10 protein-coding genes are annotated in these 11,743 nt (G+C 38.7%); 7 read left to right on the top strand and 3 right to left on the bottom strand.

Going from position 1 to position 11,743, the window contains the following annotated elements:
* Nucleotides 1-367 precede the first annotated feature (367 nt).
* The 6 genes from AC13EX_RS00085 (at nucleotide 368) to AC13EX_RS00060 (ending at nucleotide 9,297) form a co-directional block, all read left to right on the top strand.
* Nucleotides 368-937, top strand: coding sequence for an RNA polymerase sigma factor (locus AC13EX_RS00085; RefSeq protein WP_048644022.1), 570 nt, complete (start codon nucleotides 368-370; stop codon nucleotides 935-937).
* 116 nt (nucleotides 938-1,053) lie between these two features.
* Nucleotides 1,054-2,034, top strand: coding sequence for a FecR family protein (locus AC13EX_RS00080; RefSeq protein ID WP_482891043.1), 981 nt, complete (start codon nucleotides 1,054-1,056; stop codon nucleotides 2,032-2,034).
* Nucleotides 2,035-2,161: 127 nt separating this feature from the next.
* Nucleotides 2,162-5,623 carry a SusC/RagA family TonB-linked outer membrane protein gene (locus tag AC13EX_RS00075; protein WP_048644020.1) on the top strand — a complete coding sequence of 1,154 codons (3,462 nt, stop codon included), beginning with the start codon at nucleotides 2,162-2,164 and terminating at the stop codon, nucleotides 5,621-5,623.
* A 45-nt stretch (nucleotides 5,624-5,668) separates the two neighbouring features.
* Nucleotides 5,669-7,147 (top strand): RagB/SusD family nutrient uptake outer membrane protein, encoded by a 1,479-nt coding sequence (locus tag AC13EX_RS00070; RefSeq protein ID WP_048644019.1) that lies wholly within the window; start codon nucleotides 5,669-5,671, stop codon nucleotides 7,145-7,147.
* A gap of 26 nt (nucleotides 7,148-7,173) precedes the next feature.
* Nucleotides 7,174-8,511 carry a sulfatase family protein gene (locus AC13EX_RS00065; protein WP_482891042.1) on the top strand — a complete coding sequence of 446 codons (1,338 nt, stop codon included), beginning with the start codon at nucleotides 7,174-7,176 and terminating at the stop codon, nucleotides 8,509-8,511.
* Nucleotides 8,512-8,922: 411 nt separating this feature from the next.
* Complete coding sequence (locus tag AC13EX_RS00060) at nucleotides 8,923-9,297, top strand: DUF3703 domain-containing protein (RefSeq protein ID WP_482891041.1); 375 nt, start codon at nucleotides 8,923-8,925, stop codon at nucleotides 9,295-9,297.
* A gap of 33 nt (nucleotides 9,298-9,330) precedes the next feature.
* On the opposite strand, the gene AC13EX_RS00055 is transcribed toward AC13EX_RS00060, so the two are convergent.
* Both AC13EX_RS00055 and AC13EX_RS00050 read right to left on the bottom strand, forming a co-directional pair.
* The gene (locus AC13EX_RS00055; RefSeq protein ID WP_482891040.1) at nucleotides 9,331-9,582 is read right to left on the bottom strand and encodes a peptide methionine sulfoxide reductase; all 252 of its coding nucleotides are present in this window, start codon (nucleotides 9,580-9,582) and stop codon (nucleotides 9,331-9,333) included.
* A gap of 81 nt (nucleotides 9,583-9,663) precedes the next feature.
* Nucleotides 9,664-11,226, bottom strand: a complete 1,563-nt coding sequence (locus tag AC13EX_RS00050; protein ID WP_482891039.1) for a protein adenylyltransferase SelO — start codon at nucleotides 11,224-11,226, stop codon at nucleotides 9,664-9,666.
* A gap of 184 nt (nucleotides 11,227-11,410) precedes the next feature.
* On the opposite strand from AC13EX_RS00050, the gene AC13EX_RS00045 reads away from it, so the two are divergent.
* Entirely contained in the window at nucleotides 11,411-11,569 is a 159-nt protein-coding gene (locus AC13EX_RS00045; RefSeq protein ID WP_482891038.1) for a hypothetical protein, read from the top strand.
* On the opposite strand, the gene AC13EX_RS00040 is transcribed toward AC13EX_RS00045, so the two are convergent.
* Nucleotides 11,564-11,743, bottom strand: a 180-nt coding sequence (locus AC13EX_RS00040) for a hypothetical protein (protein WP_482891037.1), incomplete at its 5' end; no start/stop codon positions are given. The two genes, AC13EX_RS00045 and AC13EX_RS00040, sit on opposite strands and share 6 nt — an antisense overlap.

The raw sequence follows: 11,743 nt of genomic DNA, 5'->3' as shown, positions 1-11,743 counted from the left end.
AAAATCAGCCACTTCGTTGCTGTTTTCAATTTCACCATAGCGGTGCTATGCTAAAATCTCCAAACAGCCTGATTTTCTTGCAATTGCAACACTTCCCGTAATCAAGGGACAGGCTTCACCCCTGACTATTGTCAGGACGGAGAAATTCTTTTACATAATCCGGGTTAAAATTATTCTTAATAGTTAACTCTAAACCATAGCGAAGAGGTTGTAGTCTAATAGACCTGTATTTACTTCTTTATTTATATGATTATAAAATCTATCTCTTTGGTTTTACTTGTGTAGGTATTTTCTTCTGAATATCTTTATTTGGATTGTGCATTTTATTCTTTTAATTAGCGTATTGCTAGTTGAATAGACCCAAAAATTGACCAATATTAAAACCCATAGTGACCAAGAACTGCTACAGTTAATTAGGGAACATCAAAATCATCGTGCTTTTGAGATGCTCTACCAGCGCCATTTTGATTCGGTATTTGGATATGTGTACAAGGTCATGCAAGACCGCGAGACATCCGAAGATGTGGTTCAAAACATTTTTATTTCCATATGGAAAAAACCACCAAACTTAAGTCATCCTACAGTACTATTTTACCTTATTGGTGCGGCAAGGAATCAAATTGCGAAAGAAATTCGAAAGAATAAATGGAGCAAAGAGCAGTTGGATTTCATTAAAAATACAAAGGGAATTTGCTCTACTGATGAATACCTTGAAGAAAGAGAGACCCGTAAGTTGTTAGAGAGCGGAATTCAAAAATTGCCTGCAAAATGTAGAAATGTGTTCACCCTCAGTAGGTTTAGTTATTTGAGCAACAAGCAGATTTCTGAAAAATTGGGGATTTCTGTTTTCACCGTGGAAAATCACATTAAAAGAGCATTGTACCTACTAAGGCAATCCTTGGAGTTTATAGTAATTTGCTTGGTCAGTTGGTGTTAATGCGATACTTTTTTTTTACTTAAATCGCCTATTTAGGTCAAAACCCGCAAATAATTTAGCCTAAACAAAAAAAAATAGATTTTTTTTCGGCTCCGACTAGCTGATCCTTCGGTGTTATGGTACTTCCCTATATAACCCTTTGGAATTTTATGCAGTTGAAGCAATTAATTAAGTGGGCAAATAAATACAGGTCAGGGAAGTTAGATCCTGAAAGGAATGGTCAATTTGATTCTTTACTAGATGAATTGGCACATTTGGGTAAAGCTCCTTCCCAAAATGTAATAAATGCAGCAAAATTAAACATTTGGAAAAAAATAGAATCCAAAGGGAGGCCAAAATCCTCAGGCAAGAGCGTATACTTGGTGGTTAGAAAATTTGCTGCCGTACTTTTATTTTTTGCTTTAATAGGCTTGGCCGTATGGGAAATGTCAAATCTACAAGCTGAAATCCCGATGCTAGTGAAGAGGACTGAACAGGGGATGCGATCAACCGTTACCTTATCAGATGGCAGTAAGGTGCGTTTAAATGAAAATAGCAGCCTTGAATTTCCGAAAGCTTTTACCGAAGAGCTCCGCCTAGTTTATTTGAGCGGGGAAGCATTTTTTGATATCAAGCCAAATCCTGAGAAACCCTTTAAAGTGGTTACGGAAACCTCAGAGGTAACTGTTTTAGGAACCTCCTTCAATGTGAATACACACTTTCAACCTGAGATCACAGTAACTAGCGGTAGGGTTAAAGTTGCCAATTTGAAATCCAATGAAGGGGTTGAACTAAATCCAGGCCAACAGGCCATTGTAAATACCGATCAAATCCAGGTGAATGAAGTGAACCCAGATTTCTTTATTGGTTGGCATACTAGAAAATTGGTATTTGAGGAGGAGACAGTGGCATCTGTTTTTTCAATTTTGGAGCGTGCATATGGTGTCAGTATTGAAGTGAATATGCCACAAAAAGAAATTGAATGTGTGATCACTGGAGCTTATACTGGAGAGCGGATAGAAACGATCTTACTGGGATTGCGGCACATTTTGGATTTTGAATACCAAACAGATATAAGTACCAAAACAATTAATATAGATCTTAAAAATTGTAAATAAATCTTAAAAGCCTATGTAATACTTTGCGAAAAAGAAAAGGATCCAGTAACTGCTGTAACAGTTCTGGATCCAGCTCAAAACACTCATCAATTAACTAACCCGAAAAGAATTTTAAGCATTTAAAATTATGGAAATTAATTTACTAAAACTATTGATCATGGTATCAAAGAGGCTTTTATATGCCTTCCTTGTACAGGTGATTGCAATGCAATTTCTAATGGCGACCACCTCGAAAAGCCAAAATTTAGAGGATGTTAGTCTAAGTATAAGCGTTCAATCGAATACTTTTAAAGAGGTGCTGGGACTCATCCAGGAAAAAACCCTTTTTAACTTTACCTACAATCAAAAAGTAGTCAAGGATAAGAATCGATTTACCTTTTCTTATGAAGAAAGCAATCTAAAAGAGGTACTTCAGCACCTGGCGCAGGTTACTTCATTTGAGTTCAAAAGAGTAAACAATACAATTTATGTAAAGCCCGGTCTTGAATCTGAAAATAACGAAGGCAAAGTTTCTGAACTAGTTTCACCTGCACAGGATTCGGATAATGCATTTGTACCTATCAATGGAACTGTGGTAGATGAAAGTGGCAACCCTATCCCCGGAGCAACGGTAATTATTGATGGTACCACCACCGGTACTGTCACTGACATTGATGGGAAATTCTCATTGAATGCAGAGGCTGGGGCGGTGATTAAAATCTCCTTTATAGGTTATAAAAGCCAAACCTTCACTGTAGGTAATCAAACTACTTTTTCAATCACCTTGATGGATGATCAAGCTGCCTTGGAAGAGGTGGTAGTAGTAGGATATGGAACTCAGAAAAAAGAAGATGTTACGGGAGCTGTTTCATCTGTAAACCAGGAAGCGATCAAAAATCTTCCAGTTTCTTCCTTGGATCAGAAAATGGTGGGACAAGTTGCAGGTGTTCAAATCCAGCAAGTATCTGGTGCACCTGGAGCAGGTACTTCAGTTAAAATCAGAGGGAGTGGATCCTTGGGAGCAGGCAATGAACCGCTCTATGTAATCGACGGAATGCCTTATTCTTCGGGGATGAACCAAACCCTAAACCCTTTGATGTTTATAGACCCAAATAATATTGAGTCTATTACTATTCTAAAGGATGCTTCTTCTACGGCCATTTACGGTTCCAGAGGTGCCAATGGAGTAATAATGATTACTACCAAAAAAGGTGAGCTTGACCAGACAACCATTAATTTTTCTTCCATGGTAGGTGTTCAACAAGTACCACAGAAGGGTAGACCACAACTTTTAGATCAAAGAGAATTTGCCCAATTTCAACGCGATAGAATTGATATCGGAGTTAGGCAAACTGAAGGAAGAGAACCTACCTTGGCGGATTATCCTGAGGAATATAGGAATTTGGATGCCCTATCAGGTAAGGGAACAGACTGGTATGATCTTGTTTTACAGACAGCTAAAATTCAGGACCATAATTTTAGCATGCAAAAAGGAACCAAAGATTCTAGAATTAATTTTAGTTTAGGTTACTTCAAGCAAGAGGGGGTATTGAAACATACCGGCATAGAAAGATTCAGTAGTAACCTGGGTATTGAAAGTAATGTCACCAATAAACTTAAAATAGGAGCGTCTATTCAACCTACCTTTATCAAACAAGATAGGGCCAACACCAATCTAAATAGAAATGACATTTTGGGTGTGAGTATTTGGGCCAACCCAATTTCTACTCCATATGATGCCAATGGAAACATTAAGCCATATATTGTAGCACCTCAAAGTCGCTTTCACTCGGCTTGGAGTTTTGTTAATCCTTTGTTTGCCTTACAGGAAATGAAAATGCAACAAAACACCTTTCAAAACCTTGGATTGGCATTTGCTGAGTTGGAGATTCTGCCAAATTTAAGATTTAGGTCCTCCTTAAATACAATATTTGAAGTGTCGAAATATGAGCAGTACATACCAAGCTCTATTGGTGCATCTAACAGGCCTCCTACGCCAGGGACAGGCTCCTCTTATAATTCCAGAAGTAACAGCTTTGATTGGCTGATAGAGAATACAGTAAATTATGATTTAACCAGAGGAGACCATAGGATAAATGCTCTACTTGGATACACTACCCAAAAGTTTACTTCCAATAATATTTCATTAGGAGCAAGCCCTTTTCCAAATGACCTTATAACCACCATTAATGCGGCTCAAAGTATTGATAATTGGGGAGAAGCAATCAATGAGTGGAGCATGATTTCTTATTTGGGAAGGGTGAATTATGCGCTGAAAGACAAATACCTATTGACAGCTACTTTCCGTTCGGATGGGTCTTCAAGGTTTGGAAATCAAAACCGCTTTGCCTTGTTCCCCTCTATTGCTGCAGCATGGAGAGTTTCTGAGGAAGATTTTTTCCAAAATATCAACTGGGTGGATGAGTTTAAAATTCGAGGTAGTTATGGTAAAAGTGGAAACAATAATATAGGTAACTATGCGCACCTTGCTTCCATAAGTGCTGGATCTTATGTATTTGGTACCAATCAAGTTACCGCTTCTTCAGTAGGGCTTTCCAATCCTTTTTTGACATGGGAGGAATCCAATCAGTTTGATTTAGGACTGGATTTTCAATTCTTGGAAAGCAGACTTAGTCTATTGATAGACTTGTATCGTAGAGAAAGCAATAATATGTTGCTGAATGATGTTATTCCTACCATAACAGGTTTTAATTCTCAAACGATCAATCAGGGAAATGTAAGAAATATGGGGCTAGAAATTGCCTTGGGTGGCTCACCATATGTTGGGGAATTCAATTGGGATGTGAATGCCAATATTGCATTCAATAGAAACAAAGTGATGTCTCTTAATGACAATACAGTTAGAATTCTTGCAGGCAATAATGATGGAAATCCCACTCACGTTTCTGTAGTAGGAAAGCCAATTGGGCAGTTTTACGGATTTGTGTTGGAAGGTGTGTACACTCCTGAGGATATGGACAATCCTGATATTGTAAAAACACCTCAGGTTTACGAAGGAAATGTGAAATATAAAGATGTTAATGGAGACGGTTTGATCAATGATGTGTTGGATTATACCATTATTGGAAACCCACATCCAGATTTTATTTTTGGACTCACCAACAATTTTGCTTACAAAAATATTGACCTAGGCATAATAGTCAATGGGCAAAGTGGCGGTCAGGTTATGAATGGTTTGCGTCAAACCACAGATAATCTTCAGGGATTTTTCAATGTTGACAAAGACTGGGAAAATCGTTGGAGGAGTACAGAAAATCCTGGAGATGGGATTCATTCAGGTATTCCACAAGTAAGGCCTAGTTGGGGACACAGGGTGTCAAGTTTATGGGTAGAAGATGCTTCCTATGTGAGAATATCCAATCTTACTGTGGGCTATACCCTTCCAGGTAATTTTCTGGAGCGTTTGAAAGTGGTAAAAGGATCAAGGATCTACATGTCAGTTCAAAATCTGGCCATGTTTACCAATTATAAAGGTGCCAATCCTGAAGGGCAGGCAGCTAACCAAAACAATACCTTGGTTCCAGGATTTGACATGACGTCTTATCCACTTTCCAGAACCACATCGATAGGTATTAATTTATCTTTTTAAACGCATTTGTTATCGAAACCTGAGATTCACAAAAATTAATCAGACATGAAAAAGTTACTATATATACTTGTCTTTTTGGGAATGAGCTCTTGTTCAGAGGATTTTCTAGAAATCTTCCCAGAGACGACTTTAAATGAAGGCAATTTCTATCAGACCCAGGAAGAATTTATCCTGTTGGCCAATGGTTGCTATGTACCCATGAGAAATTACGAAAAGGATTTACATTGGGTGTTGGCAGAATTGATATCAGACAATACAAGTTTCCAATACAATATCAGAACAGGTGAAGCAGTGAGAGGTGTAATTGACCAGTTTATCATCACTTCTGACAATAGAGGTTATGGGCAATTCTGGGACCTGTCCTATAATGGCATCACCCGATGCAATAAATTATTGGCAGAAATTGACAGAGAAGGAGTTTCTTGGTCAAATGAAGCCTATAAAGACAGATCAGAAGGAGAGGCCTTGTTCTTAAGGGCCCTCTATTATTTTAATTTGGTACGGCAATACGGAGGCGTTCCTTTGGTAACCACGCCCATTACAGCCCAAGAAGCAGTCAATATAGACCGATCAACTGAGGAGCAGGTTTACCAGCAAATCATCAGTGATCTGGAAAGTGCTACCACTCATTTCTCCAATGCTACGGCAGTTCATGAAGATGGTAGAGCCAATAAATATGCGGCTCAGGCACTTTTGGGTAAGGTTTACCTAACTCAGAAGAATTATACCCAAGCAGCAAGTGTTCTCAAAGAAGTGATTGATTCCGGTCAATACAGTCTACTTCCTGAATATGCGGACTTGTATGATCCTTCTAATCCTGATTTTACTGAAACGCTTTTTTCCATTCAGTATTCTGAAAATAACAGAGATCTTTCCAATAGGTTTATTTTTATGTTTGCCCCTTGGAGCTCTGAAGGAGAGATCACAAATAGACCGAATATAAGCATGGTGTCTGCAGGTTGGAATATACCTACTGAAGATCTTGTTAATGCTTTTGAGGAGGGTGATAAAAGAAAAGCTGTTTCAATCAACACCTGGACAGGACCCGATTGGGATGGTGAAATAAGAGATTTGTCCTATATTGGGAAATTCAAACCACCAGTTTCTGCCCCTGATGATAGATGTGGAGACAATATGCCTGTATTGCGCTATTCGGATGTTTTACTTATGTATGCAGAGGCTTTAAATGGCTTGGGCAGAACGGGAGAAGCCATTCCTTTTGTAGAAATGGTAAGAAATCGTGCTGGACTAACAGATGCGCTAAACGGATATGATCAAACAAGTTTACAAGACTTGATTATGCATGAACGTCAGGTAGAGTTTTGTTTCGAAAACCAAAGGTGGTACGACCTAAAGAGAAGTGGCAAAGCAGTGGAGGTTATGTCTGCTCATGGGGTCAGGGAAAAAGAAATGAAACCTTTCTTATTTGATGCTTCTTTCAATATTACAGCGAATAAATTATTGGCACCTATCCCTGCAGAGCAGATATTGATTAACAGATTGGAACAAAATTCGGGCTATTAAAAACGCAATAACCAAAATAAATTAAAATGAAAAAAACAAGTAGGATTCGTCCTTTGAAATGGGTGCTTATGATGTGCATTTTGGTGTCATTTACCAAAATGGCATCCTATGCCCAAGGAGAAAAACCCAACATTATCTATATCCTATCGGATGATCAATCTTGGAATGACTACGGTTTTACTGGGCACCCACATATTGAAACGCCAAATATTGACAAGTTGGCGGAGGAAGGACATACATTTACCAGAGGCTATGTGACAGCACCACTTTGTAGTCCGTCTTTAGCCAGTATTATCACAGGCTTGTATCCCTATCAGCATGGGATTACCGGTAATGATCCTGAATTCGCATTTGAGGGAAAACGATACAGTAATGATTGGCAAATGGCCAGATCTAGACTGTATAAAGATTACCTGGATGAATTTCAGAAACATCCTACCATACCAATGGTTTTGAAAAAATTGGGATACCTTTCTTTTCAGGCAGGAAAATGGTGGGGCGGAAACTACAAAGAGGGTGGTTTTACGCATGGAATGACGCATGGTGATCCTAGCCGAGGAGGAAGACATGGAGATGTTGGGCTTAAAATAGGTCGTGAAGGAATGGATCCAATATTTGATTTTATGGATCATGCGATAGAAGAGGACAAACCATTTTTTGTATGGTATGCGCCCTTCTTACCTCATTCCCCACACAATCCACCGGACTCCTTACTCCAAAAGTATTTGCCTTTAGCACCTACCAAATCAGTTGCTGCTTATTGGGCCATGTGCGAGTGGTTTGACATTACGGTAGGGCAGCTCTTGGATAGGGTGGAAGAAAAAGGACTCTCTGAAAATACTTTGGTAGTCTTTGTCACGGACAATGGCTGGATACAGGATCCAAATGTGCCCAATAAATATGTGGAGGGATCTAAACAAGCCCCTCAAGATATGGGTATTAGAACACCTATTATTTACAAGTGGTCGGGTAAAATAAAGCCCAAAATGGATCATTCCAATTTGACAAGTAGCATTGACATGGCGGTGACGACTATGGCTGCTGTAGGCCTTGACCCGCTTCCGGATATGCAAGGAATCAATATAATGGATAAGAAAGCACTGAAGAAAAGAAAGGTGATCTACAGCCAGGATTTTGCCCATGACATGAAAGGGGTAAATGCTAAGGAAGAAACACTGGAGAGCAGAATTCTTATCACTAGTCCCTGGAAAATCATTGTTCCTGGCGTAGCCAATAAGGACACGCAGGAAGTTTTGCTTTACGATATTCTAAAGGATCCATTGGAAGAAAACAACTTAGCCGATAAACATCCTGAGGTAGTGAAGAAACTCACTGCTTCACTGGATAATTGGTGGGGTAAATAATATTATTTAGGAAAGGGATTTTATCCCTTTCCTTGTTTTTTTAACTTAGATTAGCTTTTGTTTACTGATTTTGAACGATAACCTATATGTTCAACCCGGATTATGTAATAGGATTTCTCTGCCCTGACAAGGTCAGGGGTGATGCCTGTTCCGTGTTTACGGGAAGTGTTGCAATCGCAAGAAAATCAGGCTGTTTGGATATTTTAGCATAGCACCGCTATGGTGAAATTGAAAACAGCAACGAAGTGGCTGATTTTGAAGCGATTTCAGCACGTAATAGATTATCTATTGAATGTTTCAGGTTCAATGATTTTTTATTAAAAAAAGTGATTTACCCTCAACCATTTGGTGGGTAAAAATCGTTAGGGATTTGAAGGTACATTTCCAATATAAATCCTAAAAGTTTTAAGTATGAAACTTTACACTTCGATTCCCACTAAATTAGTACCTTATTTTAAAGAGCAGATTAAGAAGTATAGCATTGAGTACAATGCTGGAAATCTAGAAAATGCATGGATGCATTTGGAAAAAGCCCATATATTGGGACAAAGATACCCTTACGAACACAGTTATGTTCACTGGAAAATGTTGCAATTTGGTTTTAAGATTAAAAGTTTGAAAGAAATTTTCGGACAAATTTCAAGATTGATTTTTGGAGGAGTGAAGTCCTTTGTAGGTATAGTACCTGTTGGCAATCCCGGAAGAGCAAATGTGCCCCCTTTGAAGTCTTTTCCAATTGAAAAAGAATTGCAGGATATTTTTGCAAAAACAGGGGTGAATCAGTGAAGAGGAATACCTGAATTATATATTGGATTGTAATTAACCTATCACCTGAAGGTTTTTTAAAAAATGAATAACTTTCTCTTTAGGCATTTCGCAGGGTTTTAGCAACTCTTTACTGGAGGTTATATAATAATTCAAACTGATAAAATTGGTGCCCCCCAATTCCTCAGCGTAAACTTTAATACTCATCCCACTATTAAAGTCTGCACGGGTAACCCCATACTTTCTACCAGCATAAAGCACCTCTGAATACCCAATAGGAAGTTTATGAATAAAATCCAATAGCATAGCTTTGCCGGTTTAGATCCATTTGTCCCTTATCCTTACATAAACCACTTCATTGATTGGATTGCTTATAGGATTTTCATATTAAGAGCTACAGGATAACATAGAGCAGCCTACTTTATGCCTTGCCCACTCAGGTCGTTTGGTAAACCATTTTTCATTTTCAGGTTGCTCGCTGTATGGTTTTTTCAATAATTGGTACAACTCATCAATAAGCGCATAATCACCTTTGTCAGCATCGTCAATGGCCAGTTGAGCCATATAATTGCGCAATACATATTTGGGGTTTATTGCGTTCATGGCTTTTTTCCGTTCCGAATCCGAGACTGTTTCCATTTGCAAACGGGTAGCATAATGTTGAAACCAATCTTGCCATTGTTGCTTAATGGTATTGGTCACTTCTGTGGGAGTGTAAAATGCCTCTTTAATCAATTCCAGGCCTTCATCCGGCTTGTCTTTTTTAAAGGCTGCCAAATTCCTAAAGAAAATCGTCATATCGGTTTCCGTTAATTGAAGAAGGGTCTCCAAATTCTGGATTATAGCTTTGTCGCTATGATCATTTGTTTTTAAACCTATTTTGCCACGCATCATTTGTGCCATGGCTTTAGGGAATTCTGTTCTGTATTGATTCAATGCATCCTCTAAAGGTTCTACCTCTTCAATTAATGGGTACAAGGCATTGGCCAGTTGGTATAAATTCCATAGTCCTATATTGGGTTGGTTGCCATATCGGTATCTCTTTTGCTGAAGATCTGTAGTGTTTGGTGTCCAACCTTCTTCAAAACCCTCCAGCCAACCATATGGGCCGTAATCTATGGTCAAACCCAAAATAGACATATTATCAGTATTCATCACTCCATGTACAAAGCCCACACGCTGCCAATCGACAATCATACTTAAAGTTTTTTGTACGACTTCATTAAAAAAAGCGATATAAACGGCCTTCGAAGGAGTGCCCAAATGAGGGAAATGGTGATTTATGGTAAAGTCTATTAATGTTTTTAATGTCTCCGTATCCTGCCTTGAGGCAAAAATTTCAAAACTACCAAAGCGAATAAAACTGGGAGAAATACGGCTAACTACAGCACCTTTTTCATATTCGGCATTGCCATTGTACAAAACATCACGCATTACCTCGTCTCCCGTTAATGCTAAAGATAAAGCTCTGGTGGTTGCTATGCCTAGGTGATGCATGGCTTCACTGCATAGGTACTCCCGAATGGATGAACGCAACACCGCTAATCCATCAGCTGACCGAGAATAGGGTGTAGCACCTGCTCCTTTAAGCTGAACAACCCATTGCTTGTGGTCATGTTTTACTTCAAATAAGTTAATGGCCCTGCCATCACCCAATTGACCTGCCCAGTTGCCAAACTGATGGCCACCATAGCACATGGCATATGGTTTTGTGTTTTCCATTACAGTATTTCCTGTAAACACATTTAAAAAATCGGTGGATTTACTATCTGCTTCTGTTAAGCCTAAATTTTTCAGCATATCATCAGAAACGTGTATAAGTTTTGGATCTGCTGTTTGTTTTGGCCTTACATAAGAAAAGCAAGCAGACTTAACTTGCCTTCGACTGTTGTCCAAAACATGGTCAGCCGGTAATTCTTCTATAAAGGTGTTTTTAATGTTGAGTTTCATTCTTTCTTAGATTAAACCATCTGGATTTTATAAACTGAATGGTTTATTTAAGCCGGTAAGCCAAAATTATTCTTTGTTATTTTTTACTTCAGTTGTATACTATAAACACAAACGGTTAAAGCTTAAAAGTAGTTCTAGCTAGGTTTAACGGTGTGAATTTTTCTTTCGAAACTATGTCCATGGAATGTTGGCAGAATTATTTGGTGGTGTGCACCTTGTGAAGGAAATAGCTACTAAGCCAAGGTTTGATTACATCCGGAAAACCAAAGCGGTCACCGATCAATTTGGGATCGATGAACAGGAAGCAAAAGTAGCTGACCTTCCTCAGACCAATATACTATAGGGTAAAATAGCGAAGAGAGTAGCTAAACATTACTTGTAAGCATCCGACGAACCCATATAGATTAATTTTGAGTTGTTGGATTTTATGCTTTGAGGAGCTACTTGATTTTATGTTTCTCCCAATTGGAAGGTAGTAGTTGATAGAGATCTTTTTGCTTGTGGCTCTGGATTCTTT

This window comes from Cyclobacterium sp. L-R (genome assembly GCF_056859355.1).
The sequence above is the reverse complement of the archived record's forward strand: the minus strand, read 5'-3'. Positions and strand labels throughout refer to the sequence as shown.